Consider the following 24,218-nt stretch of genomic DNA (forward strand, 5'->3'; position numbering starts at 1 on the left):
GGGACGGACAGAAGGAGAGAACAATGGCAGGCCAGGAGCAGCAGCAGCCGCAGTCGCGGGACACCGAGGTCGACGAGGACATCCCCGCGGCCCCGCCGGCACCCGCGGAGGGCCAGGCATCAGCCGCCACGCAAGGCGTGGACGATCTGCTGGATGAGATCGACGGCGTGCTTGAATCCAACGCCGAGGAGTTTGTCCGCGCCTTCGTCCAAAAGGGCGGCCAATAAGGCCGCGGCGGGCCGCCGGACAGCGGCGGTACCGGGCTTGAGGAAGTCGTTGATCCACCACGTTGAGGGAGTGCACGAGTGCAGGAAACAACAGCCAACCAGGTAGCAGCCAGCGCGACGTCCTCCTTCACCGAGCACCTCCAACGCGAACGTCCCGGCTTACTGCCTTTCGGCCTGCGCTCCGCCGAGTACCTGCCCGCCGCCGCCCTGACCGGGAATGCCGCGCCCCTCCAGGTCCCGCACGGGACCACGATCGTTGCCCTCAGCTACGCCGGCGGCGTGCTGATGGCCGGTGACCGGCGTGCCACGATGGGCAACGTGATCGCCAGCCGGCACATCGAGAAGGTCTTCCCGGCGGACCAGTACTCCGTCCTCGGCATCGCCGGAACGGCTGGAATCGCCCTCGACATCACGCGGCTGTTCCAGGTGGAACTCGAACATTACGAAAAAATCGAAGGGACCCTGCTGAGTCTCGAGGGCAAGGCCAACCGGCTTGGCGCAATGATCCGCGGAAACCTGCCGATGGCAATGCAGGGACTTGCCGTTGTTCCGCTCTTTGCCGGCTTCGACCGGCCGGCCGGCGTCGGACGCCTCTTTTCCTACGACGTCACCGGCGGACGCTACGAGGAGCAGGAGCACCACACCGTTGGGTCCGGCTCGATGTTCGCCCGCGGCGCGCTGAAGAAGCTCTGGCGGCCCAACCTTACGGAGGAGGAAGCCGTCGCCGTCGCCGTCGAAGCGCTCTATGACGCCGCCGACGACGACTCCGCCACCGGCGGCCCCGACCCGATCCGCCGCCTCTGGCCGGTGGTCTACACCGTGAGCCGCTCCGGCGCCTTCCGCGTCGCGGACCGCGAACTTGCAGCGGTCGCCGCCCGGATTATCGAATCCCGCGCCCTCGCCCAGCGGGAGGCCTGAGATGACCCAGCAGTTCTATGTCTCGCCGGAACAGCTGATGAAGGACCGTGCGGACTTCGCACGGAAAGGCATCGCCCGGGGCCGCTCGGTGGTAGTGATCAGCTGCCGGGACGGGATCGCGCTCGTCGCGGAAAACCCCTCGCCGTCGCTACATAAGATCGGCGAGATCTACGACAAGATCGCGTTCGCCGCGGTGGGCAAATACAACGAATTCGAAAGCCTCCGGCAGGCGGGGGTGCGGTACGCGGACGTACGCGGCTACTCCTACGACCGGGAGGACGTCACGGCCAGGGGACTGGCAAGCGTGTATGCCCAGAGCCTGGGTGCCGTCTTCACCGCGGAGCAGAAGCCGTTCGAAGTGGAGCTTGCCGTCGCCGAGGTGGGTGCCAGCCAGGAAGAGGACCACCTGTACCGGCTGACCTTTGACGGGTCCATCGCTGACGAAAAGGGATTCATCGTGATGGGCGGCCAGGCGGACAAGGTATCCGAAGCCGTCGGCGCAGGCTGGCGGGGCGAGCTTGATTTCGCTGCTGCCATCCGCCTCGCGCAGACGGGACTCGTGGCCGACAAGGAGACCACCACCTTGCCGGCGTCGGCCGTGGAAGTCGCCGTGCTCGACCGCGGGTCGGAGACCAGCCGCGGCACCCGCCGCGCGTTCCGCCGCCTGGAGGACGCCGACATCGTGGCATTGCTTACTGTGGAGGACTGAGATGGACAAGCGCATTTTCGGCATCGAAACCGAGTTCGGGATTTCCTATTCGAGCCCGGAGTCCCGTCCGCTGGCCCCCGAGGAGGTGGCCCGCTACCTGTTCCGGAAAGTGGTCAGCTGGGGGAGGTCCTCCAATGTGTTCCTGACCAACGGCTCGCGCCTGTACCTCGACGTCGGGTCGCACCCGGAGTACGCCACCGCCGAGTGCGACGACCTTGCCCAGCTGATCGCGCACGACCGGGCCGGCGAGCTGATCCTGGACGACCTCGTGGACGAAGCGCAGGAGCGGCTCGCGGCCGAGGGGTTCAATGGCACCGTATACCTGTTCAAGAACAACACGGACTCGGCCGGGAACTCCTACGGAAGCCACGAAAACTACCTCATACCGCGCCGCGGGGAGTTTTCCCGGCTCGCCGAAATCCTGATCCCGTTCCTCGTGACCCGCCAGCTCATTGCCGGTGCCGGCAAGATCCTGAAGACCCCGCATGGCGCCACTTTCGCCTTCTCGCAGCGGGCCGACCACATCTGGGAGGGCGTCTCCTCGGCCACCACCCGGTCCCGGCCCATCATCAACACCCGGGACGAGCCGCACGCCGACGCCGAGTTCTACCGCCGGCTGCACGTCATCGTCGGAGACTCCAACATGTCCGAGACCACGGCGCTGCTCAAGATCGGGACGGTGGACCTGATCCTGCGGATGATTGAGGCCGGAGTCATCATGCGGGACATGCGGATGGAAAACCCCATACGCAGCATCCGCGAGATCTCCCATGACCTGACCGGCCGCGCCCTCGTCCGGCTCGCCAACGGCCGGCAGCTCACCGCCCTCGAGATCCAGCGGGAATACCTGGGCAAGGTCACGGCCTTCGTAGCCGAACAGGGCGCGCACAATGCGCATGTGCCAATGATCCTGGACCTGTGGGAACGGACTCTCGACGCGATCGAGAGCGGCAACACCAGCACGATCGACACCGAGGTGGACTGGGCGATCAAGAAGAAACTGATGGACGGGTACCGCGCGCGGCATGGACTGGGACTGGATGCGCCCCGGATCGCGCAACTGGACCTGACCTATCACGACATCTCCCGCACCCGCGGTCTGTACTACCTGCTGCAGGCCCGGGGTGCGGTCCGCCGCGTGGTGGACGACACCGCGGTCAAGGACGCGGTGGACGCGCCGCCGCAGACCACCCGCGCCAAGCTCCGCGGCGACTTCGTCCGGCGGGCCCAGGAACTCGGCCGCGATTACACCGTGGACTGGGTGCACCTGAAGCTCAACGACCGCGCGCACCAGACCATCCTGTGCAAGGACCCGTTCCGCAGCATCGACGAGCGGGTGGATGCCCTGCTGGACTCTATGGGCTGATATCCAGCTTTCCGCGTTATTCTGGGTAAGGCCGTTAGGCGGCCACGCTTCCTTTGCCGTGGGAAACTGCGCGGTAATGTGTCCACACTGCCTCGACGAAAGTTCTAAAGTGCGCCGACTACTAGCAATTCTCCTCCCCGGGCTGCTGCTGCTGACCGCTTGCGGCGGCGGCGAGCCCCCCGCGCCGGAGCCCACCAGCCAGTCCGCCGGCGAGACCGCAAAGCTCGACTCGGTCAAGCTGACTGAAAAGGGCGAAAAGGAGGCGCCGGGGGTGGAATTCACCAAGCCCCTGGAGGTCTCCGAACCCACTGTCAAGGTGATCACGGAGGGCGGCGGGGAGCGGGTCAAGGCCAACCAGATCGCCGAGATCTCCATCCTCGCCCTCAACGGCACGGACGGCACCACCCTGGAGGACACCTTTGCCGGTGACCCGGAGCCGCTCGAACTGAACGACGAGCTCAAGACCAGCAGCGCCGTCATCTACAACGCCTTCGTCGGCGCCAAGATCGGTTCCCACCTGGCCCTCGCCGTTCCCGGCAAGGCCGCCGCTGAGGGATCCGAAGCCCAGCCCAGCCAGCTCCTCGTCGTCAAGGTGCTCTCCGCCAAGGAGGCCCCGACGGTGCTGGACAAGCCTGAAGGCGAAACCGTCAGCCCGCCGGCAGGTCTGCCCACTGTTACGGAGAACGACAAGGGCATCCCCGAGATCTCCGTCGCCGGCGTCGCAGCACCCACCGCACTCATCTCCCAGGAGCTCATCAAGGGCACCGGCCCCGAGGTCAAGGAAACCGATACCCTCACCGTCAACTACGTGGGCGTCACCCTGACCGAAGGCAAGGTCTTCGATTCCAGCTTCGACCGCGGCGAGAAGGCCACGTTCCCGCTCACCGGCGTCATCAAGGGCTGGACCCAGGGCCTGACCGGCAAGACTGTCGGCTCACGCGTCCTCCTGGTCATCCCCAAGGACCTCGCCTACGGTGAAGAAGGCCAGGGCGAAGCCAAGGGCGACCTCGTCTTCGTCGTCGACATCCTCGGCACCAAGTAACTCCCACCCCACCCCAAGCCACGCAAGAAGGAGCACCCATGTCATTTGGACAGCGCGACCTCGACCGCCAGAAGCCGGAAATTGACTTCCCCGAAGGCGCCGTTCCCACCGAACTGGTCATCACGGACCTGATCGAGGGCGACGGCGCCGAGGCGAAGGCCGGCGACACCGTCTCCACCCACTACGTCGGTGTGGCCTGGTCCACCGGCGAAGAATTCGACGCCTCCTGGGGCCGCGGCGCACCGCTGGACTTCAAGGTCGGCGTCGGCCAGGTCATCCAGGGCTGGGATCAGGGCCTGCTCGGCATGAAGGTCGGCGGCCGCCGCCGGTTGGAGATTCCCTCTGAGCTGGCGTATGGCTCCCGTGGCGCCGGCGGGGCGATCGGCCCGAACGAGGCGCTGATCTTCGTCGTCGACCTCGTCGCCGTCCGCTAGTCCCCACCCGCCCGCCGGCAATCCCGGCGGACCCTTAAGCGCGGTAACAGCCGGAAAGTTCTTTCCGGCTGTTACCGCGCTTTTGTTCTTTTCCCGGGGGGAAGTACCCTAGCGAGGTGTCCGCCTCTCGTACTGAACGCCTTCTGAACCTGCTCATCGCCCTGCTGAACACCAAGTACGGCCTGCGCCGCAGCGAACTGCGCGAAAAGGTGTACCACGACACCGTCAGCAGCGACGTCTCCTTCGGGCGGATGTTCGAACGGGACAAGAGTGAGCTTCGTCAGTTCGGCTTCGACGTCGAGACACTGACGGACAAAGGCTGGGGCTCGGATGACCCGGCGACCACGCGGTACCGGATCGGCAAGGACTCCAACCGTCTGCCGGACGTCAGCCTGACCCCGGAAGAATGCACGGTACTGATCCTGGCCGCGCAGCTCTGGGAGCACGCCGCACTCGGCTCGGCCGCGCTGGACGCGGTGCGCAAACTCCAGGCAGCCGGAGGGCTCTCCGACGCCGAACTTCCCGCCGGGGTCCAGCCGCGGATCCGTCCGGCCGGACAGGCGTTCGAGGACCTCATCGCCGCCATGCACGCCCAGCACCCGGTCAGCTTCCACTACCTCGCCGGCAGCACCGGCAAGGAGGAGGAACGGCACGTGGAGCCTTGGGGCCTTGGCAGCCGCTTCGGCCAGTGGTACCTCGTCGGCCACGACCAGACGCGCGGGGACCGGCGATTCTTCCGGCTCTCCCGCGTGACCTCGGCCGTGACCGTGCTCGAGAAGGAATCCTTCACGCCGCCGTCCGGCTTCAACGTCCGCGCCGAACTCGCGGGGCTGGCGGAGCTCCCGCAGCAGACCGCCGTTGTCGACGTCCAGCAGGGCAGGCTGTTGGGCCTTCGCAGACGCGCCCAGCACGTCCCGGCCGCCGTCCCCGCCACCGTCGCCGCCACAGACCCGGGCGCAGAGCCCGGCGCGACGCCGCCCGCTGCCGGCCGGGACCGCCTGATGGTGCCGTTCCGCGACGCAGAGACCCTCGGCGAGGAGCTCGCCTCCTACGGTCCGCGGGTGAGGGTTGTGTCCCCGCCCGAGCTGGTCACGGCCGTGCGGCGCCGTCTGTCCGCGGCCGCGGACTTCGCCGCCGCTCCCGTCCCGCCGATCTTCTTCCCGGACGCGGGTCCGGCCAAACGCGGACGCAAACGTACCTCCGAGGACCAGCTCAAGCGGATGCTCCAGCTGGTCCCGTTCCTGGTCCACAACCAGGGCCTGCACATCAGCGAGGTCGCGTCCCGGTTCGGGATCACCCGCAGGGAACTCGAGGAGGACCTCCGGATCCTGATCTGCTCGGGCCTGCCCGAGGGCTACCCCGATGACCTGCTGGACATCCAGTGGGACGATGACCACGTCTTCATCACCCAGGACCTGGACCTTAACCGACCCGTGCGCTTCACGGTAGAGGAGGCCTGTGCGCTGCTGACGGGCCTGGAGACCCTCAACGGCTTGCCCGAACTCGCCGAGGGCAACGCCCTGGAGTCCGTCACGCTGAAGCTCCTGGCGGCGGCCGGCGAGGAAGGGCTGAAGGCGGCCTCGCTGTCCGGCCCGGAGGTAGGGCCGGAGGACTCGGGGACCCTGGAGAAGGCACGCGAAGCCATCCGCACCGGCGCGCAGCTGCGGCTCCGATATTTCTCGCCGCAGAGCGATTCCGTTTCCGAACGTGATGTGGACCCGCTGCGGCTCTATTCACTCGACAGCACCTGGTATCTCGAGGCCTACTGCCACTCCGCGCGCGCCCTGCGCAACTTCCGGCTGGACCGGATCGAAGAGCTGAACGCCACCGGCCGCCCGGTATCCGCGAACGCGACGCCGGCCGAAAGCTTCCCGGTAAAACTGTTCACCCCGAACGACGACGACACTGTCGTCGTCGTCGAACTGACCCGGCGGGGCGTCGGGCTCGCCGACGACTACTACGCCGAACGCACCGCGGCCCTTCCCGGTGGCGGCATGCTGGCAGAAGTCCGCTTCGGCAACCCGGACTGGCTGCCGATGTTCGTGGCCCAGCACGGCGGTGCTGTCCGGATCCTGGAGCCGGCCAGCCTCGCGGCCACGGCGCGGGACTGGGTGGAGGCTGCCCGGGCCCAGTACGAAGACTGGCCGGCACCCCGGCTAGACTGATCAGCATGCCTTGGTGGTCCTGGATCGTGATCTGGATAGCGCTCGTCGCGCTGTCCCTGTTGTTCTTCGTCGTACTCGGCGTGCGCTTGTTCCGGCAGTTCATGACCACGGTCAAGGAGCTCGGCGAAGCGGCGGACCGGTTCAGCCGGTTGCCGCCCGCCGCGGAGAACCCGGCCCCCGCAGACCCGGGTGCGCCCGCGATCCCGGGCCCCGGTTCCGCCGTGTTCGCTCCACCCGCCCGGATCCGGCACGAATACCATGCCGCCAAGACCGCCCGGCGGGAGGCCCGCCGGGTGCGCCGCGTCCAGCGCAAGACGGACCGCGGCCAGCTGCAGCGGCTGCACGACATCGAATTCAGTTAGACATAAGATGTACTCAAACGAAAGGACCTCTTCTCATGAGGCTTGAAGGCTGGCATCTCATCATCATCATCATTCTGGCATTGGTGCTTTTCGCGGCACCGAAGCTGCCCGGCATGGCGCGCAGCCTTGGCCAGTCGATGCGCATCTTCAAGTCGGAGGTCCGCGAAATGAAGAAGGACGGCAGCACCGACGCCAAGACGGAAGCCGATCCCGTCGAGGGCCGGGTCGTGAACCACCCGCGGACCCCCGGCACCGAGAGCCGCCCGGGCGAAGGAACCGACGTTCCGCCTCCGAACCGCGCCTAATTCACGATGGCAGTAACGATGGGTCGCCGGTCTAATCCCGAGGGGCGGATGGCGCTCCTGGACCACCTGAAAGAGCTGCGGAACCGACTCTTCAAGTCGGCGATCGCCGTCATACTCGGAACCGTCGTGGGCTTCCTTGTCTACCAGCCGATGCTCGCGGCGCTGATCAAACCGATCCGCGACCTCAACGAGCATGAGGGCCGGCAGGCCACCCTGAACTTTGACGGCGTGGCAAGCTCCTTCGACCTGATGATCCAGGTGTCTGTTTTCCTTGGCCTCATCGTCGCCAGCCCCGTCTGGCTCTACCAGCTCTGGGCCTTCATCGTGCCGGGGCTGCACAAGAAGGAACGCCGTCTGGCCCTGTCCTTCGTCGCCGTCGCCGTCCCGCTGTTCGTCGGCGGCGTGCTGCTGGCCTGGCTGGTGCTCCCGAACGCTGTCCGCGTCCTGACCGATTTCACCCCGTCCGGGGGATCCAACTTCATCAGCGCCCAGGTCTATCTGTCGTTTGTGTTGCGGCTGCTGCTGGCTTTCGGCATCGCCTTCCTCCTGCCGGTGGTCCTCTTCGGCCTGAACCTGGCCGGCCTGATCAAGGGCCAGCAGCTGGTCAAGAGCTGGCGCATCACAGTCTTCCTGGTCTGCCTATTCGCTGCGATGGCCGCGCCCGGGGCCGATGCGATGAGCATGTTCTACCTCGCCGGTCCTATGCTGGCCCTCTTTTTCGCCGCCATCGGGCTCTGCCTGCTCAACGACCGCCGCCGGGAACGGCGCGCCGTCAAGCGCGCCGCCGAGACCGAGGCCATGGCGGGCCAGGCAACTCCAAGCTCCGAGCTGGAGAATCTCTAGCCCTTGGCGCACTAGGCTGGAATCATGTCCTCACTCCCCGGGCCGGAATCGCCGGCTGAACGCTACCGCGCCAGCGTCGAACGGGCCGCAGAAGCTAAAACCTATCTGGGCGGGTTCATCCGGTCGCTGGAATTCGAACTTGACGACTTCCAGCGCGAGGCGTGTCTGTCGCTCCAGGCCGGCCGCGGTGTCCTCGTGGCGGCGCCTACCGGGGCCGGCAAGACCATCGTGGGGGAGTTCGCCATCTACCTGGCCCTTCAGCGCGGCCTCAAAGCCTTCTACACCACGCCGATCAAGGCACTCAGCAACCAGAAATACTCCGAGCTGTCCGAAAAGTACGGCGCCGCGCAGGTAGGGCTGCTGACCGGTGACACCAGCATCAACGGTGACGCGCCCGTGGTGGTGATGACCACAGAGGTGCTCCGCAACATGCTGTACGCCGACTCCGACACCCTCGACGATCTGGGGTTCGTCGTCATGGACGAGGTTCACTACCTAGCCGACCGTTTCCGCGGCGCGGTCTGGGAAGAGGTCATCATCCACCTGCCCAGCGAGGTCCAGGTGGCCTCGCTGAGCGCCACGGTCTCCAACGCCGAGGAGTTCGGCGCCTGGCTGGACACCGTGCGCGGGCAGACCGACGTGATCGTCTCGGAGCACCGCCCGGTACCGCTCTGGCAGCACGTCATGGTGGGCCGGAAGATCGTGGATCTCTTTGCCGGGGATACCACCTTCGACGAAATCGCACCGGCCGGGGAGGCCGACGTCGCAGTCACGACGGAATCTGCCGACCCCAGCACCCGCCCGGGGTTCGAAGTGAACCCCGAACTCCTCTCGATGGCGCGGGCCGAAAGCCAAATGAACTTCCGCGGCCGTTTCGGCCACGGCGGACGCAACGAGCGGCATCAACGCAACCAACGCAGCCAGCGCGACGACGCCCCTCAGGGCGGCCCGCGCAGCCCGGTCCGCAAAGCGAGCCGGCCGCAGGTCATCGCCAGCCTGGACCGCCAGGACCTGCTCCCGGCGATCACCTTCATCTTCTCCCGCGCCGGCTGCGACGCCGCCGTGGCCCAGTGCGTCTCCGCCGGGCTCTGGCTGACCACCGAGCAGGAGCAGCTCATCATCGCCCGGCGCGTCGACGAGGCCGCCCAGGACATCCCCTCCGATGACCTGGACGTCCTCGGGTTCTGGAACTGGCGCGACGGCTTGTTGCGCGGCCTCGCCGCGCACCACGCGGGCATGCTGCCCACCTTCAAGGAAGTCGTGGAAAAGCTCTTCGTCGACGGACTGGTCAAGGCCGTCTTCGCCACCGAGACCCTGGCGCTCGGCGTCAACATGCCCGCGCGCTGCGTCGTGCTGGAAAAGCTCGACAAGTTCAACGGCGAGGCGCACGTCAACATCACGGCGGGGGAGTACACCCAGCTGACCGGCCGGGCCGGCCGGCGCGGTATCGACGTCGAAGGCCACGCCGTGGTGCTGTGGCAGCCCGGCACCGACCCCGCCGCCGTCGCCGGCCTCGCCTCCCGCCGGACCTACCCGCTGAACTCAAGCTTCCGGCCCACCTACAACATGTCCATCAACCTGCTGGCCCAGTTCGGCCGGGTGCGCGCCCGGGAGATCCTGGAGTCCTCCTTCGCCCAGTTCCAGGCCGACCGCTCCGTCGTCGGACTGGCCAGGCAGGTCCGGAGCCGGGAAGAGTCACTGGCCGGATTCGCCAAGGCGATGACCTGCCACCTTGGCGACTTCACCGAATACTCCCGGCTGCTGCGGGCTCTGTCCGACGCCGAGAAGAACGCCTCCAAGAGCGGCTCCCGGGCGAAGAAGACGCTCACCGAGGACTCCCTGAGCCGGCTGTTGCCCGGGGACGTGGTGGACGTGCCCGGCGGCCGGGCGCCGGGACTCGCCGTCGTGCTCAGCTCTGACCATCACTCCCGCGAACCCCGGCCGGCGGTCCTGACGATGGACAACCAGTTGCGGCGGATCGGCATCCATGACGTCGAGGGCCCGCTCGCGCCCATCACGCGGATCCGGATTCCGAAGTCCTTCAACGCCAAGGTGCCCAAATCGCGGCGCGATCTGGCCTCCTCGGTGCGCAACGCCATTCGGGAGAACCGCCCGCCGGCTCCGCCAAACCGCAACGACGACTTCGGCCGCGCGGCGGCCCTGCCGAATCAGGAAAAGCGGATCGCCGAGCTGCGGCGGGAATTGCGCGCCCACCCCTGCCATGGCTGCAGCGAACGCGAAGACCACGCGCGCTGGTCCGAACGCTGGTGGAAGCTCCGCCAGGAGACGGACGGACTGGTCCGGCAGATCCAGGGCCGCACGAACACCATCGCGAAGACGTTCGACCGGGTGTGCGGCGTGCTGGCCAGCTACGGCTACCTGGAAACCTCCGACTCCGGAGTGCTCACGATCAGCCGGGACGGGCAGCGGCTGCGCCGGATCTACGGGGAAAAGGACCTGCTCATTTCCCAGTCCCTGCGGATGGGTGCCTTCAGCGACCTCGACGCCGCCGAAGTGGCAGCGCTGGCGAGCGTCCTGGTCTACCAGGCCAAGCGTGAGGACCGCGGGCTGCGGCCGAAGATGCCGAGCGTCTCGCTGGAATCCGCCGTCGACACCGTGGTGCGGGAATGGTCGGCCCTCGAGGACGTGGAGGAAGCCAGCAAGCTGCCGCTGACCGGCGAGCCCGAACTGGGCCTCGTCTGGCCGATCTTCAAATGGGCCAAGGGCCGGCACCTTCAGGACGTCCTCAGCGGGACCGACCTGGCCGCGGGTGACTTTGTCCGCTGGGTGAAGCAGGTCATCGACCTGCTGGACCAGTTGGCCAAGATCCCCGACCTGGACCCGCGCATCGCCCGTCTCTGCGGGGACGCGATCAAGCTCGTCAAACGCGGCGTCGTTGCGTACTCCTCGGTGACCTAGCACCGGCCGCGGCGCCACCGCCAACCTCTCGTCACCGCCTTCAGTCCGACACCTACCTCGAACCGGGCCGGCGCGCGCCGGCACCAAGCTACAAGGAGCTCCCGCACCATGACCGACTCCAAGCCCACCCCCGCACCGCGCAAGGTCACGCTGTACCGCAACGGTTCCGTCTACACGGCCGCCGACCCCTTTGCCTCCGCGATGCTGGTCGACGGCGACACGGTGGCGTGGGTCGGCTCCGAACAGGCCGCCACGTCCATCGCCGACGCCTCGATGGACATCGTGGACCTGAACGGCGCACTCCTGGCCCCCGGTTTCGTCGATTCCCACGCCCACCTGACCGAGACGGGCATCGCTCGGAACTCCCTGCAGCTCGGCGGCGTCAGCTCCGCCCGGGAGCTGCTCGACGCCGTCGCCGGGTCCACCGCGGAAGGCACCATCCTGGGCCACGGCTGGGACGAAACGCTGTGGGCCGACCCCAGCCTGCCGTCAGCGGCAGAACTGGAACGCGCAGCAGGAGGACGCAAGGTCTACCTCTCCCGCATCGATGTGCACTCGGCGCTGGTTTCCCCAGCCCTGGCGGCGGCGGCCGGACTGGAGGGCGTTTCCGCCGGCGGCCAGGTCAAGCGCGCCGCGCACACGGCCGCACGGCTCGCAGCGCGGCGCCTGCCCGCCGCCGCACTCCGCGGCTACCAGCAGCAGGCACTAGCCGAAGCAGCCGCCAACGGGTACGTGGGCCTCGCCGAGATGGCGGCACCGCACATCGGCAGCATCGAGGACCTGCGCCTTGCCGTCGGCTGGAACGACGAAAGCCGCAACGGCACCGCCGTTCCCGAGATCCTGCCGTACTGGGGCGAACTGGCCACGTCCCCGGAGCACGCGCAGTCCATCCTGGACGGTCTGGGCGTGTCCGTCCTGGGCCTCGCCGGGGACCTGAACATCGACGGTTCCATCGGGTCCCGCACCGCGGCGCTGCGCGCTGATTACACCGACTTCCCGGGGGAGCGCGGCAGCCTGTATATCTCGGTGGACCAGGCCGCTGCGCATCTGGCAGCCTGCTCGTTGCTGGGCATCCAGGCCGGTTTCCACATCATCGGCGACGCCGGACTGGATGCGGCGCTGGACGCCCTGGACCTGGCCGCCGCAGAAGTAGGGGAGCAGCGCGTCCGTGCCGCCGGCCACCGCTTCGAGCATGTGGAACTCGCCGATGCGGGCGCCATCGGCCGGCTGGCCAAGTACTCCGTGACCGTCAGCGCCCAGCCATGTTTCGACTCCGCCTGGGGCGGAGCCGGCAAGCTGTACGAGCAACGCCTCGGGTCCCGGCAGGTGGGGATGAACCCGTTCGCTTCCTTCTACGCCGCCGGCGTCCCGATCTGCTTCGGCAGCGACAGCCCGGTGACCCCGCTGCGGCCCTGGTCCAGCGTCCGCGCCTGCCTGGAGCACAGCAATCCCGCGGAGCAGATTTCTGCCCGGGCCGCATTCCTTGGCCACACCCGGGCCGGCTGGCGCGCCGCCCGCTACCGCAACCCGATGGCGGGCCAACTCGTCCCTGGCGCTCCGGCAAGCTTTGCCGTCTGGGAGGTCGAAGAACTCATGGTCCAGGTGGCGGATGGCCGGGTGCAGTCCTGGAGCACGGATCCCCGGGCGCGCACGCCACTGCTGCCAGCGCTGGACACGGGCTCGGACCCGGCCTGCCTGCTCACCGTCCGCGACGGCCGCGAACTGTTCTCCAGCGGTGCCCTCGGAGCCTGACACACGAGGCAATCATCCCGAAACATTCATCCCCGCCGGGCGGTGCTGAACTGCGGCGATGGATGAAATGGCAGGTCACGGTCCGGTTGACAGAACCCGGGGTGCCCGTAGCATTGACGCTCAACGGAGGGTTGCGCAGGATGCAGGCTCCGGACGTCCCCCGGCCAGTTCCAACGCCGCTGCTTTGCGGCGGCAGTGGCTCTGGCCATGGGTAACCCCAGGGGGCGGGTCCACCTCGCAGCAGAAAACGGTTCCGGCGGAACACTTCGCGGACTTCCGGAACTGGCCCGAAGCGGGTGGACCTGCCCCGGGACGGGGACGGCCTTTGGGGGCCCCGGGACTCCCTATAATGGTAAGTTGCGCCTGGTGTCCGCTATCGATTGGCATCCCGGCGTTCTGACCGCTCCCTTCAAGGAAAGGCCTCGCTGTGCGTGTCCTCACGATCATCCCGACCTACAACGAGCTTGAATCGTTGCCCAAGACTCTCGGGCGTTTGCGCACCGCTGTGCCGGCTTCCGATGTTTTGGTCGTCGACGACAACAGCCCTGACGGTACGGGTGGGTTGGCGGACCGGATTGCCGCCGAGGACAGCCAGGTCCACGTCATGCATCGGGCCGGCAAAGCGGGACTCGGCGCGGCTTACATCGCAGGCTTCAAGTGGGGCCTTGATGCGGGCTATGACGTCCTCGTTGAAATGGACGCAGACGGTTCGCACAAGCCCGAGCAGCTTCCCCAGCTCCTTGAGGCGGTGGAACAGGGCGCCGATCTCGCCATGGGTTCGCGCTGGGTGCCCGGCGGCAGCGTCGTCAACTGGCCGCTCTACCGCCAGGCGATCTCCCGGGTCGGGAGCACCTACGCGCGGATTATGCTGGGCGTCAAGATCAAGGACGTGACCGGGGGGTTCCGCGCGTTCCGCCGCACCACCCTGGAGAAACTTAACCTCGACACCGTCGACTCGGTTGGCTACGGCTTCCAGGTGGACCTCGCCTGGCGGGTGGCGAAACTCGGGCTCACCATCGTGGAACGTCCCATCACCTTTGTGGAGCGGGAGCTTGGCGCCTCAAAGATGAGCGGCAACATCGTGGTCGAGGCCATGGTCAATGTCACCCGCTGGGGCCTGAAGGCCCGCTGGAACAAGCTGACCGGCAAGAAGTCGCTCTAGCGCCCCCTACGGGCCGCCGGCACAAAAGGGCCGGGCCCGCTCCGTCGATAACGACGGTGCGGCCCGGCTCTTGTCTGTTCTACCGGGGCCGGTTAGGCCGAGCGGCGTTCGCCTCTGCGTTCGCGCAGGATCGTGAGGCGGTCTTCGAGGATCTGCTCAAGCTCGGGGAGGGAGCGGCGTTCCAGCAGCATGTCCCAGTGCGTGCGGACTGCCTTCTCGTTGCTGTTCACGGGACGTTCGCCGTCGACCAGCAAGGCTTCCTTGCCCGTCTTCGATACCCAGACCGGGGGGATCTCCGCTTCGGAGGAGAAGGTCACGAATACCTGTTCGCCGTCCTCGCAGCGGTACTCAACCCGCTGGCGCGGAGCCGGTTCGACGCCGGATTCGGTCTCCATGCTCTGTGCGCCAAGGCGCATACCCCGCAGGCTGCGATCGCTCATCTTTTCTCCCTCTATTCGGTGCGCAGGATCGTGCCCTGCGTGATCCGGCGGCCCTGAGGCCTCGCCGGACTACTGTGTGCATCACGTTGCTTTGAGTGGACAACCACTGGACAAGACCGGATAAATCGTCACTGGTTTCAACGCTTTGCGAAGCTTAATTGTTCCGACGGGCTGAACCAGCCGGACAAATATTCAAGTATACGGGAACGGCGCAGGTCCGGTAAAGCCCTGCCGCGGTTCCGCGCTGGTGCCCGGCTCCACGGTGCGGACCCGGGCCCGGCTGACGGCACGGACACGGAAGGAGGCACCCGCCGGGAGTTCACTCCGGCGGATGCCTCCTTGGGACCTCGTGCACCGGGCCCGGCGAGCCCGGCCCCGCATTCTTTAGCTCGGCGGGCGGGCCGGGGGAGTGGGACCGGCGGACGGAGCGACAGCTTCCGTACCTACTGCTCCTGCTGCCGGCGCTGCCGGCGCCCGGCCATCCGCATCGGGACTGAACAGGCCATCGGATGCCTGGCCGGACACGGCCCCGCCCAAGGCGTTACCGATTCCCTTCAGGGCTTCGCCGACCTCGCTGGGAATGATCCAGAGCTTGTTCGAGGAGCCCTCGGCGATCTTGGGGAGGGTCTGCAGGTACTGGTACGCCAGGAGCTTATTGTCCGGGTTCCCCTTGTGGATGGCGTCGAACACCTTCTGGATCGCCTGGGCCTCGCCGTCCGCCCGCAGGATCGCCGCCTTCGCGTCGCCCTCGGCCTTCAGGATGGAGGACTGGCGCTGGCCTTCCGCGGTCAGGATGGCTGACTGCTTGGTGCCTTCGGCGGTGAGGATGGCGGCGCGGCGGTCACGCTCGGCGCGCATCTGCTTCTCCATGGAGTCCTGGATCGAGTGGGGCGGATCGATGGCCTTGAGCTCCACTCGGGAGACCCGGATGCCCCAGCGGCCTGTCGCCTCGTCCAGCACTCCGCGGAGTTGGCCATTGATTTGGTCGCGGGACGTGAGCGCTTCTTCGAGGTTCAGGCCGCCGACGACGTTGCGGAGCGTCGTCGTGGTGAGCTGCTCGACGGCCTGAATGTAGTTGGCGATCTCGTACGTCGCGGCGCGCGCGTCCGTGACCTGGAAGTAGACCACCGTGTCGATCGAGACCACCAGGTTGTCTTCGGTGATAACCGGCTGCGGCGGGAAGGAGACCACTTGTTCGCGCAGGTCCAGCAGCGGAAGCAACCGGTCCACGAAGGGGATCAAGATGGTCAGGCCGGGGTTAAGGGTGCGCTGGTACTTGCCGAGCCGCTCGACGACGCCGGCCCGGGCCTGCGGGACAATCCGCACCGAACGTACCAGCACAATAATTACGAACGCAACGAGTACCAGCAGCACGATTGCGACTGCGATATCCATACATCACCTTTTCCCCAGTTATGTGGTCCTGCTATGTCAGCGGCCGGCTAGCTGCCGCTTATGCCCTGCCGCCGGTGGCGGCGGCAGGAGATTTCCCGGTCTCGGGGACGCCTATTGAGTTCACGCTTACGGGTTGGCCACTTCCGGCTGTGGGGCCACGACGGCGGTGGCGCCCTCGATGGCGCTGACGACGGCGTACTGACCGGGGGCGAGGACTCCGGTTTCGGAACGTGCGCTCCAGACGTCGCCCCCGATCTTGACCAGTCCACCGCTCTCGGTGACGGGTTCCATGACCAGTGCGGACTCGCCGATCAGGCGTTCGATGTTGCTGCGCTGCTCGGCCGGCCCGCGGTGGAGGTGTTTGAGGGCGACCGGCCGGACGAAGCCGATCATCAACAGGGAGACGACACAAAAGGCGACGATCTGAAGCCAGAGGTCCGCTCCGGCGAAGTCGGCGAGCAGCCCGGCCAGTGCGCCGCCACCAAGCATGATGAAGAAGAGGTCAAGGGTGATCATCTCCACCACGGCGAATGCCAGGAAGCCCGTGAGCCACAACGCCCACCAGTTTTCGGCCAGCCAATCGAACATGCGTTCCCCCTTCGCCCCGGGGCCTGCCAGCGCAGGCCCTCAGTAACTTTGTTTCCATCCTAAGCCGAAGGCCGCGGGCCGCGGAGGGCCGCGGAAAACTGATCGCCAACGTGGCCAAGTCGTTACCTTCGCGGCCCCCGGCGGGCGCGAAAAAGGTTCAGGAGCGTGGCTCGAACACGGTGATCCGGAACCGGGCGGACACGCCGGTTGCGGGCGGAAGCGCGTTCACCAGTGAGTCGAGGGCGGCGCGGTCCAGGTGGTGTCCGGCCGGACCCATCAGTGCCAGCCTTCCGACGTCGGCGGGGGCAAGAGCCAGGTCCAGGTCAAGGTCCAGGCTGCTGAGCGGCGAGAAGTGCCCCTCCAGCGAGGCGGCAAGCCGTTCGTCTTTGGCCGGTTCGATCCCCAGCATGCCGGTCTGGCCGGCCACCTCGGCCAGGTGGCCGGGCCGGGGCGTAACAACCACCAGGCGGCCGCCCGGCCGAAGTACGCGGGCAAATTCCGCCGCGTTGCGCGGCGCGAACACGACCATGACGACGTCGACGGCACCGTCCGCGACCGGCAGTGGCTGCCACACATCGCTGACCAGATTCACGGCCTCGGGGTTCAGCTTGGCCGCGCGGCGGAGCGCAAACTTGGAGATGTCCAGGCCGATGGCCGCCACCGGCGTCCCTGCCTGCGCGCCTCCACCCGGAGCGGTCCGGTCCAGCAGGGCCCGGAGGTAGTGCCCGGTCCCGGTTCCGGCGTCCAGCACCGTGGCCCCGGCGCCGGCGCCGGCGCTGGCGGTCTGCGGTGCGGCGAGTGCCGGGGCGGCGAGCCCGGCCACGGCGTCGGCGAGCGGCCGGTAGTGCCCCGCCGAGAGGAATTCAAAGCGCGCTGCCACCATGTCGGCGGCGTCGGCTTCGAAGACCGTTCCCTTGCCGACCAGGAAGTTGAAGTACCCCTGCCTGGCCGCGTCGAAACTGTGGCCCGCCGGGCACACGAGCGTCCGGCCGGATCCACCGCCCGGCCCGAGGCCTTCTCGGCACACCGGGCAGAGCAGGGAGGCAACGGACGCGGGGAACATACCGTCCATCCTAGGGCGGGGATGCGCCCGCCCGCGCCGGGGCCATCCCGGCGCCGGCGTCCCGGCAGTGCAGCCTCCGCTTAGGGAGCCGGCGGGTCCGGCAGGAACCCGAGTTCCCGCCTGGCAAGGCTGATGTCGGGCTGGGCCCAGCGGGCCGAGTATTCGGCATTGCTGGTGATGGAACGAAGCTCCGCCCGGTCCAGGTACAGGATGCCGTGGGTGTGGTCGGTTTCGTGCTGGACAATCCGGGCCTGCCAGCCGCTGAAGTCCCGCTCCTGGGGGCTGCCGTCCGGAGCCGTGAAATCGAGCCGGACCGATTCGGGTCGGGCCACGGCAGCCTGCAGACCGTTCAAGGACAGGCATCCTTCGTAAAACGCCACGGTTGCGGGACCCAGCGGGCGGTAGGCCGGGTTCAGCATCGCGAAGAACGGCAGCGGCTCCCGGCCGCGGGTGGCGGCAACGTCGGGGTCCACCTCGAACTGGTCCTCGAGGACGGCCAGCTGCAGCGGAATGCCGAGCTGCGGGGCTGCGAGGCCCACGCCGGGCGCCTTGTGCATGACGCTGCGCATGAGGTCGATCAGCTGCCCGAGTTCGGCCGCGTTCAGCTGCCCGTCGAAGGGCGCGGCCACCTGCCGGAGCGCCGGGTGGCCGGCCTGGACAATCGTCGGAAGCACCCCCGCGACGAGGATCTGCTGGACGGCTTCCTGGATGCGGGCGGCGCTGAACTTCGTGGCCTTGGCCTCTGGTGACATGCCAACAGACTACTGGCGTGCGCAGGCCGCGGTGACAAAGTCGTAGATCTGTCCGCGGAGCTGCGGCCCGGCGTCGACCTTCAGCACGCCGTCCCGCCCTGCGACGGTCACCCGGAGCGGCAGCAGCGTCCCCACCTTGTCTTCAGCCACGGCGTGCGGGTCGCACCGCGCGGGCCGGAACCCCAGCCGGATCTCGCGGACGTCGCCGCCGGCACGGACGGAAACGCCGCGGGGCCAGGGGACAGCCGGGTCCTCGGCAAGGAGTGTGGTGCCCTCGATCCGGCCTATCGTCAAGGCAGCGGCCTCGGCGGCCGCCCCGGCTCCCCGTGGTGTCACGAGCAGACGCACGACGGCGGTTCGCCCGTCCGCGGCGACCTCAAGGCCGGGGTCCAGCCGGAACCCGGCAATGAGGTCCGCCGCCTGCGCTAGACACAGTTCAGCGTTGTTGCGGGCCAGGACGCCGTAGGGGTCGGCCGCAGCGACGGACTCCTCCGGCGCCGTTCCCAGGGCGGGTGCCATCCTCAAGGCGAGCGTTGGTGCGGCATCCGTTGGTACCGCATCCGTTCGTGCGGCGTCCGTTCGTGCGGGGTGCGTTCGGGCCGCGGGGGCGCAGACCGGGGCAGGCAATGCCGCCGGCAGGCTCTTGGTCTGGCCGGGTGGGAGCTCGATCCCGTCCGGGGACGCCTGCCAGCTTATCCCGTCTGCGAACAGCGCGCTTCGGAGCCGGGCACCGAGCACAGTGAGTACGGCGCCGGAGGTGTTGCTCACCTGGATCGAGACGCGCTGCCTGCCGTAGTCGTCGCGGTTCTGGTTGACCTCTGCGGTGACCGGGAAAGCCGGCGCCGCTTCTTGGGGACCCGTCCCGGTGGCACTTCCGCCGCCCGCACTGCACGCCGACACGGCCGCCAGCAGACCCGCCGCTGCCATGGCGGGCCATGCCTTGCGCCCGGGTGTGCTGGAAAGGCGGCCCATGCCCTCAGTCTATTCCCGGGACGTGGCAGGACCCGTTGGAGCGACGTGGCACTCACTGCATGGTGAAACGGCGGGCCACAAATGAATTCAGCGCCGGGACCGCGGCGGCGGCCGAGATTGCGTTGTTCCTGAGGCTGAGGAGGGTGCCTTCAAGCGGCCGGCCCAGCGCCATGTTGATCTCCGCCTGCCGCGTCGCCCTGGCGGCAGCCGTCATCCGGTTGCGTTCGAACCGTTGCAGCCGCGCTCCCGTGTCGGCACCCTGCACGGCGGCGAGCACGAGCGGTGCCAGCGCCACGGCGTCGAGCCAGCCCAGGTTCATGCCCTGGCCTCCGATGGGGCTGATCTCATGGGCGGCGTCGCCGATCAGGACCGTCCGTCCGGTCACCATCCGGCGTGCCAGCCGCGACCGCACGCCAAAGCTGCTGAGCATGCTGTTGCTGCCAGCGTCGACGTCGATGCCCGTGCGCTCCCGGACGCGTTCCGCCAGCCAGCGGGCGTCGGTCACGGCATGCGGCGCGGCAGGTCCCGCCGTCTCGCTGCGGTTGATCCGGAGCACCCAGCGGCGCAGCGCGCCGGGCAGGGGGAAGGACTCGACAATCCCCTCAGGGGCCAGGAAGAGCGCCGCGTCCGATCCGAGCCGGGTGCCGTCGGTAAAATCGCCCATCAGATAATTGTCGGGATAGTCCTTGGCCTTCACCGCCGTTCCCTGCAGTGTCCGCACGGGGGAGCGGACTCCGTCGGCGGCGATCACCAGGGCCGCCGAATACCGGGCCGGGCCGGTGGGTGAGCTGCCGGTCACCGTGACCCGTGAGCCGTCGTCGTGCAGGCCGGTGAGCCGGACCCCGCGGTGCAGGGCCCCGGGATCCAGCGTCCGGACGCGCCGTTCCAGGGCTGCCTCGGTGCGGCTCTGGGGCAGGGCGAGGACGAAGGGAAAGCCCTCCGAGACGCCGTCGAAACTCATCTCGGCGAGCTGCCTGCCGCCGCCCACCGCGATGCCGCGACGGATCGGGACGCCCTCGGTGACCAGCTCCTGCGCGATGCCGATCCGCGCCAGGACGTCGAGCGCGGGAGGATGTATGCCGATTGCCCGGGAGTGCGGGTCCGGCGCGGCGCGCTGTTCGAGCACGCGGACCCGCACGCCGCCTTGCAGCAGCAGGGCGGCCATGAACAGGCCCACCGGCCCGCCGCCGATGATCAGGACCTCAGGCACCCGGACCGCTTTTGTCGAGGATCAGCAGGTTCCGGTAGGGGGCCCTGCGGGCCACCGTCCAGCCCGGGGGAGCGGCGGCTCGGAGTTCTTCCGTCGTGTAGCTCCGCCGGATGGAAGTCAGCCCGTCCTGCCGGATATAGGAACCGGTGAGGGGCCAGGAGCCGGCGAAGAAGAGCGCGTACGCCAGGGCGCTGCGCCGCAGGTCGTTGTGGATCACCCGGCCGTGGCAGAGTTTTGCCGATTCGGCCAGGAACCCCGGAAACTCGTCAGCTGGCAGGTGGTGGAGCACGTGGTTGGACACGACGAAGTCGTAGCTGCGGCCCTCGCCGACCAGCGCCGCCGCGTATGCCTGCCGGAACGTCACGCCGGCCGCCGGGTGGTGCTCCGCGGCGAAACGGCTGGCCCGCGGATCCGGATCGATGGCCGTGACCTCAAGCCGCAGCCCGTCGCGGGCGGCCCAGCGGGCCAGCATCACGGGCACGTCACCGCCGCCGCAACCGATGTCCAGGAGGGTCGTGGCGGAGCCGGCCCGGAGCCGGGGCCTGAGCTGCCGGAGGTAAATCCCGCGCCAACCGGAAACGACCCGGTTGACCAACGCAAACTGCGCATAGGTACGGTCCAGCCGGGCCGGGTCGCAGCCGGGCTGGTCCATTTCCTCGACCGCGTCGGCCGCACGTCCCCGCAGAAGCTCCACGGCGCTCCTCAGGCCAGCGCGGATTCCGGCTGGACGGCGGCGCTGCGGTCCGCGCGCGCCGAAACCGCCGTGGGGGTGTCGCGGAGTTTAGTGAAGAGCGCCGTTTCCACCGTCAGACCGGGCCCGAACGCCATCGAACAGATCCGCTCGTCGCCGTCTTCGGCCGGCAGCTCAAGGATGTGCTTGAGCACGAACAGCACCGTCGCGCTGCTCATGTTGCCGAAGTTCCGGAGCGTCTCCCGGGCCGGCACCAGCTGCTCGTCACTGAGCTGCAGCCGGGACTGCACCTTGTCCAGGATGCTGCGGCCGCCGGGATGGATGGCCCAGTGCCGGATGTCGCCGTAGGGGAGTCCGAGCAGGGAAGCCTCCCGGGACAGGAGCGGTTCCAGTGCGCCGATGATGTGGTCGTCGATGATGTGCGGAACATAGTTGCCGAGCACCATTTCGAAGCCTTGGTCGCCGATGTTCCACGCCATGGATTCCTCGCCGACGGGTGTCAGAACCGTTTCGAAGTGATCCAACTGCAGGAGCGCCGGTTCGTCCGGGATGTCCCGCGCGCTGATGATCGCCGCCGCCGCGCCGTCGGCGAACAGGGCGGAGCCCATGATGGTGTCCGGATCGTTGGACGTCCGGACGTGCAGGGAGCAGAGCTCGGCGCAGACCACCAGCACCACAGCCTCAGGGTCGGCCTCACAAAAGGACTTCGCGGCCCGCAGCGCGGGAAAGGCCGCGTAACAACCCATAAAGCCGAGGTGGTACCGCTGAACGGCGGGGTTCAGCCCCAAGGCGCGGACGATCTTGTAGTCCGGACCCGGGTTGAAAAAACCGGTGCAGGAAACCGTCACGAGATGAGTTATGTCAAGTAGGTCGATTCCTTGGGCGGCGTCCAGGGCTTTCTGGGCGGCCTCGACAAAGAGTTTGGTGGCCTCGGTGGCGAAGATGTCGTTCCGGACCTTGGTGCTGGGACTGAGCAGCAGGCCGGTGGCGGAATCGAAGAACCGGGGATTCTCCGCCCGGCGCTCCGTGGTGAGTTCCTCGACGGCCGTATAGCGGGTGTCGATGGCTGCCGAGTCAAAGCAGGTGCTGACCAGCCGGGTGCCGAGCCTCGTCAGTCCCGGCTGGGCGGCAAAGACGTCGCGCGCTTCGGTTTGGATCAGGACAGTTGGCGGAACAGCAGTTTCCAGGGACCTCAGGTAGACCGTCATGGTTCATTCTCAGTGAGGCCGACGGTTAAGACAATGGATGGGCCGGACGAAAGGCCGGGATAATCCACGTGGGACCATCGGCCGATTCCACCCGTTCCCAGCCCCTTCGGTGCAGTCTCGCAAAACGCCGATAATCTACATTATGTAAAGTAGTACTCTGAGTATCTCATCGGATGACTATCCCAAGAAGGCATGCGCTAGCACTATTGCGAGACCGGCCAAGAACAGCAGGCAGCAGAACAGGAGTCCCATGATCTCCATCCCGCGGACCTTGTTGTCGTTGAGCGGAGCGCGAAGTTTGAGCATGCCCTCAATGATGACTGCCTGACGACGCGCAATTGGCTTGCGGAAAACAAGCCAGCCCAGACCGACGAACATAAGCACTACGCCGAGTTGCATTCAGGAGCTACCCTTCCGACGTGCGTGCCAAGAACCGGCCGGTCCGCCGAAAATCACGGATTAGAAATGCCATCCCGATCAGTACCCCACCCACTCCAACCGCCATAGGCCACGAGAAAGGGTCTCCGCGCACGGCCAAGCGCGCGGCTTGGGGGATGAAGACAAACACAAAAAACGGCGCCAGGAGAAGTTGCGTGGCTAGGCCCTTCCGCAACTGAACCGCAGAAGCGCGGGCGACCGATAGATGTTCCGGATCGACGGCTGCCTTCCCTGCAATCTGACGACGGACCTGCTTTCGCTCCTCGCTCTCCAGCGAAAGCAGCACATCAACCCTGCCCACTCGCGCCTTAGGCACCACCTTCTTGCAGTTGTAGATCAGCCCGCCAACCACAACGCCGAGAGCTGCAAGGAAGCTCCCGAAAATCAAATAGGAGGCCCAGTCCGACGGAGCGGCTCCGAAACCCAGCATCCCAGCCAGAGTTCCGGCCGCGACTAAAACGAGCAAACCGGCAGGAAAGTAGCGCGTGTAGTAAGTTCTCACGGCCTCCCCCAGGCCCTTGTCCTCGATGCCCCGGGCTCTTCTCACAGCATGTGCCCAGCGGTCGTTGGACGGTGCCAAGAGGTCATCAATTCTGCTCATCGCTTCTTCTTCCCGAGGACCCAACAAACTGACGACGTGGACTCGCGTCGCTGAGACAGCTGGTCTGATGCTCACAGCCTGAACTATTCTTGGCCGCAATCCAACGGTTTGGACTGCAATTTGTGCCCAGGCTGCGATGAGACCCAGGATGCAGATGGATGGTGTTTGGCCTCGTTCCAACAATGTTCATCAGCAGCAAATCGCAAGAGAATACGACGGCCCGCGATACGCAGGGGTGCCAGTAAAGGTTGGAGGTGCAGGCTCCTGGCCTTCGAGCGCTGTCCGGTCTCAGTCGTTCTTGTCTTTTTCCCATTCAAACTGACAACTTGGGCTTTCACCCACAAAGGGACCGTCCACTCGGCGCGCTCCGCCTCACTGGCCGCGCCCGAGAACCGTTTGTCCTGACTTCCTCCACAAGTTGACTCGTCGCGGTGGGGTATGCCGTCTATAAGCCGCACCTTGTGTTGCTCGCTGTTGCTAGTGCCAAAGTCGAGGATTAATCGCAACGGTAATTGGCACGCATGTACTAGCGCTATCTAGCGCAACCAGTGCTGTAGGCTCCGATCCGAACCTTGGAGGACTGATGCGTAACTACTTTCGCGAGGCGCAGGAGGCGCGACTTGCAACCCCTGCGCGCCGAATGTACGGCTATATCT

Annotated in this window: 24 protein-coding genes; 13 read left to right on the forward strand and 11 right to left on the reverse strand. The window is 67.3% G+C overall.

Annotation, left to right across the window (positions count from 1 at the left end):
• The first annotated feature begins 23 nt into the window (after positions 1-23).
• The 13 genes from OM977_RS09955 (at position 24) to OM977_RS10015 (ending at position 14,204) form a co-directional block, all read left to right on the forward strand.
• Positions 24-227: a ubiquitin-like protein Pup gene (locus OM977_RS09955; RefSeq protein ID WP_264353822.1), complete on the forward strand. Its 204-nt coding sequence runs from the start codon at positions 24-26 to the stop codon at positions 225-227.
• Positions 228-305: 78 nt separating this feature from the next.
• A complete protein-coding gene (gene prcB, locus OM977_RS09960) occupies positions 306-1,145 on the forward strand; it encodes a proteasome subunit beta (RefSeq protein ID WP_264353823.1) in 840 nt (279 codons plus the stop codon).
• A gap of 1 nt (position 1,146) precedes the next feature.
• Positions 1,147-1,854: a proteasome subunit alpha gene (prcA, locus tag OM977_RS09965; RefSeq protein WP_264353824.1), complete on the forward strand. Its 708-nt coding sequence runs from the start codon at positions 1,147-1,149 to the stop codon at positions 1,852-1,854.
• Position 1,855: 1 nt separating this feature from the next.
• On the forward strand, positions 1,856-3,220 hold the full coding sequence (pafA, locus tag OM977_RS09970) for a Pup--protein ligase (RefSeq protein ID WP_264353825.1): 1,365 nt from the start codon (positions 1,856-1,858) through the stop codon (positions 3,218-3,220).
• Positions 3,221-3,329: 109 nt separating this feature from the next.
• Positions 3,330-4,262: an FKBP-type peptidyl-prolyl cis-trans isomerase gene (locus OM977_RS09975; RefSeq protein ID WP_264353826.1), complete on the forward strand. Its 933-nt coding sequence runs from the start codon at positions 3,330-3,332 to the stop codon at positions 4,260-4,262.
• 38 nt (positions 4,263-4,300) lie between these two features.
• Positions 4,301-4,696 carry an FKBP-type peptidyl-prolyl cis-trans isomerase gene (locus OM977_RS09980; protein WP_264353827.1) on the forward strand — a complete coding sequence of 132 codons (396 nt, stop codon included), beginning with the start codon at positions 4,301-4,303 and terminating at the stop codon, positions 4,694-4,696.
• Between the two features lie 116 nt (positions 4,697-4,812).
• A complete protein-coding gene (locus tag OM977_RS09985; RefSeq protein WP_264353828.1) occupies positions 4,813-6,861 on the forward strand; it encodes a helix-turn-helix transcriptional regulator in 2,049 nt (682 codons plus the stop codon).
• 5 nt (positions 6,862-6,866) lie between these two features.
• Entirely contained in the window at positions 6,867-7,223 is a 357-nt protein-coding gene (locus OM977_RS09990) for a hypothetical protein (RefSeq protein ID WP_264353829.1), read from the forward strand.
• Between the two features lie 35 nt (positions 7,224-7,258).
• Positions 7,259-7,528 (forward strand): Sec-independent protein translocase subunit TatA, encoded by a 270-nt coding sequence (gene tatA, locus OM977_RS09995; RefSeq protein ID WP_264353830.1) that lies wholly within the window; start codon positions 7,259-7,261, stop codon positions 7,526-7,528.
• A gap of 6 nt (positions 7,529-7,534) precedes the next feature.
• Entirely contained in the window at positions 7,535-8,371 is an 837-nt protein-coding gene (tatC, locus tag OM977_RS10000; protein ID WP_264353831.1) for a twin-arginine translocase subunit TatC, read from the forward strand.
• A 24-nt stretch (positions 8,372-8,395) separates the two neighbouring features.
• Positions 8,396-11,290 carry a DEAD/DEAH box helicase gene (locus OM977_RS10005; protein ID WP_264353832.1) on the forward strand — a complete coding sequence of 965 codons (2,895 nt, stop codon included), beginning with the start codon at positions 8,396-8,398 and terminating at the stop codon, positions 11,288-11,290.
• A 108-nt stretch (positions 11,291-11,398) separates the two neighbouring features.
• Positions 11,399-13,042 (forward strand): amidohydrolase, encoded by a 1,644-nt coding sequence (locus OM977_RS10010; protein WP_264353833.1) that lies wholly within the window; start codon positions 11,399-11,401, stop codon positions 13,040-13,042.
• 427 nt (positions 13,043-13,469) lie between these two features.
• On the forward strand, positions 13,470-14,204 hold the full coding sequence (locus tag OM977_RS10015; RefSeq protein WP_264353834.1) for a polyprenol monophosphomannose synthase: 735 nt from the start codon (positions 13,470-13,472) through the stop codon (positions 14,202-14,204).
• 92 nt (positions 14,205-14,296) lie between these two features.
• Here OM977_RS10015 and OM977_RS10020 read toward each other — a convergent pair whose 3' ends face one another.
• The 11 genes from OM977_RS10020 to OM977_RS10070 form a co-directional block, all read right to left on the reverse strand.
• Complete coding sequence (locus OM977_RS10020; RefSeq protein ID WP_026266329.1) at positions 14,297-14,644, reverse strand: RNA polymerase-binding protein RbpA; 348 nt, start codon at positions 14,642-14,644, stop codon at positions 14,297-14,299.
• A 384-nt stretch (positions 14,645-15,028) separates the two neighbouring features.
• Complete coding sequence (locus tag OM977_RS10025) at positions 15,029-16,039, reverse strand: SPFH domain-containing protein (protein ID WP_264353835.1); 1,011 nt, start codon at positions 16,037-16,039, stop codon at positions 15,029-15,031.
• Between the two features lie 126 nt (positions 16,040-16,165).
• Positions 16,166-16,627 carry an NfeD family protein gene (locus tag OM977_RS10030; protein ID WP_264353836.1) on the reverse strand — a complete coding sequence of 154 codons (462 nt, stop codon included), beginning with the start codon at positions 16,625-16,627 and terminating at the stop codon, positions 16,166-16,168.
• Positions 16,628-16,784: 157 nt separating this feature from the next.
• The gene (locus tag OM977_RS10035; RefSeq protein WP_264353837.1) at positions 16,785-17,690 is read right to left on the reverse strand and encodes a methyltransferase domain-containing protein; all 906 of its coding nucleotides are present in this window, start codon (positions 17,688-17,690) and stop codon (positions 16,785-16,787) included.
• Positions 17,691-17,770: 80 nt separating this feature from the next.
• Positions 17,771-18,442 carry a peptide deformylase gene (locus tag OM977_RS10040; RefSeq protein WP_264353838.1) on the reverse strand — a complete coding sequence of 224 codons (672 nt, stop codon included), beginning with the start codon at positions 18,440-18,442 and terminating at the stop codon, positions 17,771-17,773.
• A 9-nt stretch (positions 18,443-18,451) separates the two neighbouring features.
• Positions 18,452-19,414 carry a hypothetical protein gene (locus OM977_RS10045; RefSeq protein ID WP_264353839.1) on the reverse strand — a complete coding sequence of 321 codons (963 nt, stop codon included), beginning with the start codon at positions 19,412-19,414 and terminating at the stop codon, positions 18,452-18,454.
• Positions 19,415-19,466: 52 nt separating this feature from the next.
• Positions 19,467-20,624, reverse strand: coding sequence for an FAD-dependent oxidoreductase (locus OM977_RS10050; protein WP_264353840.1), 1,158 nt, complete (start codon positions 20,622-20,624; stop codon positions 19,467-19,469).
• A complete protein-coding gene (locus OM977_RS10055; RefSeq protein WP_264357375.1) occupies positions 20,617-21,276 on the reverse strand; it encodes a class I SAM-dependent methyltransferase in 660 nt (219 codons plus the stop codon). Before OM977_RS10055 ends, OM977_RS10050 begins: the two co-directional genes overlap by 8 nt.
• A gap of 50 nt (positions 21,277-21,326) precedes the next feature.
• Positions 21,327-22,523: a type III polyketide synthase gene (locus OM977_RS10060; RefSeq protein WP_264353841.1), complete on the reverse strand. Its 1,197-nt coding sequence runs from the start codon at positions 22,521-22,523 to the stop codon at positions 21,327-21,329.
• A gap of 177 nt (positions 22,524-22,700) precedes the next feature.
• A complete protein-coding gene (locus OM977_RS10065; protein ID WP_264353842.1) occupies positions 22,701-22,922 on the reverse strand; it encodes a hypothetical protein in 222 nt (73 codons plus the stop codon).
• Positions 22,923-22,929: 7 nt separating this feature from the next.
• Positions 22,930-23,562, reverse strand: coding sequence for a hypothetical protein (locus tag OM977_RS10070; protein WP_264353843.1), 633 nt, complete (start codon positions 23,560-23,562; stop codon positions 22,930-22,932).
• Between the last annotated feature and the right edge of the window lie 656 nt (positions 23,563-24,218).

The organism is Pseudarthrobacter sp. MM222 (assembly GCF_947090775.1).
Lineage (GTDB): Bacteria > Actinomycetota > Actinomycetes > Actinomycetales > Micrococcaceae > Arthrobacter.

What these genes read in the sequence shown, in the direction of transcription:
- OM977_RS10070 (WP_264353843.1), bottom strand. Translation starts at nt 23,562, where the DNA reads ATGAGCAGAATTGATGACCTCTTGGCACCGTCCAACGACCGCTGGGCA.
- OM977_RS09990 (WP_264353829.1), top strand. Translation starts at nt 6,867, where the DNA reads ATGCCTTGGTGGTCCTGGATCGTGATCTGGATAGCGCTCGTCGCGCTG.
- OM977_RS09980 (WP_264353827.1), top strand. Translation starts at nt 4,301, where the DNA reads ATGTCATTTGGACAGCGCGACCTCGACCGCCAGAAGCCGGAAATTGAC.
- OM977_RS10010 (WP_264353833.1), top strand. Translation starts at nt 11,399, where the DNA reads ATGACCGACTCCAAGCCCACCCCCGCACCGCGCAAGGTCACGCTGTAC.
- OM977_RS10020 (WP_026266329.1), bottom strand. Translation starts at nt 14,644, where the DNA reads ATGAGCGATCGCAGCCTGCGGGGTATGCGCCTTGGCGCACAGAGCATG.
- OM977_RS10025 (WP_264353835.1), bottom strand. Translation starts at nt 16,039, where the DNA reads ATGGATATCGCAGTCGCAATCGTGCTGCTGGTACTCGTTGCGTTCGTA.
- OM977_RS10005 (WP_264353832.1), top strand. Translation starts at nt 8,396, where the DNA reads ATGTCCTCACTCCCCGGGCCGGAATCGCCGGCTGAACGCTACCGCGCC.
- OM977_RS10035 (WP_264353837.1), bottom strand. Translation starts at nt 17,690, where the DNA reads ATGTTCCCCGCGTCCGTTGCCTCCCTGCTCTGCCCGGTGTGCCGAGAA.
- OM977_RS10030 (WP_264353836.1), bottom strand. Translation starts at nt 16,627, where the DNA reads ATGTTCGATTGGCTGGCCGAAAACTGGTGGGCGTTGTGGCTCACGGGC.
- OM977_RS10055 (WP_264357375.1), bottom strand. Translation starts at nt 21,276, where the DNA reads ATGGACCAGCCCGGCTGCGACCCGGCCCGGCTGGACCGTACCTATGCG.
- prcA (WP_264353824.1), top strand. Translation starts at nt 1,147, where the DNA reads ATGACCCAGCAGTTCTATGTCTCGCCGGAACAGCTGATGAAGGACCGT.
- OM977_RS09955 (WP_264353822.1), top strand. Translation starts at nt 24, where the DNA reads ATGGCAGGCCAGGAGCAGCAGCAGCCGCAGTCGCGGGACACCGAGGTC.
- OM977_RS10040 (WP_264353838.1), bottom strand. Translation starts at nt 18,442, where the DNA reads ATGTCACCAGAGGCCAAGGCCACGAAGTTCAGCGCCGCCCGCATCCAG.
- tatC (WP_264353831.1), top strand. Translation starts at nt 7,535, where the DNA reads ATGGCAGTAACGATGGGTCGCCGGTCTAATCCCGAGGGGCGGATGGCG.
- OM977_RS10060 (WP_264353841.1), bottom strand. Translation starts at nt 22,523, where the DNA reads ATGACGGTCTACCTGAGGTCCCTGGAAACTGCTGTTCCGCCAACTGTC.
- pafA (WP_264353825.1), top strand. Translation starts at nt 1,856, where the DNA reads ATGGACAAGCGCATTTTCGGCATCGAAACCGAGTTCGGGATTTCCTAT.
- tatA (WP_264353830.1), top strand. Translation starts at nt 7,259, where the DNA reads ATGAGGCTTGAAGGCTGGCATCTCATCATCATCATCATTCTGGCATTG.
- OM977_RS10065 (WP_264353842.1), bottom strand. Translation starts at nt 22,922, where the DNA reads ATGCAACTCGGCGTAGTGCTTATGTTCGTCGGTCTGGGCTGGCTTGTT.
- OM977_RS10045 (WP_264353839.1), bottom strand. Translation starts at nt 19,414, where the DNA reads ATGGGCCGCCTTTCCAGCACACCCGGGCGCAAGGCATGGCCCGCCATG.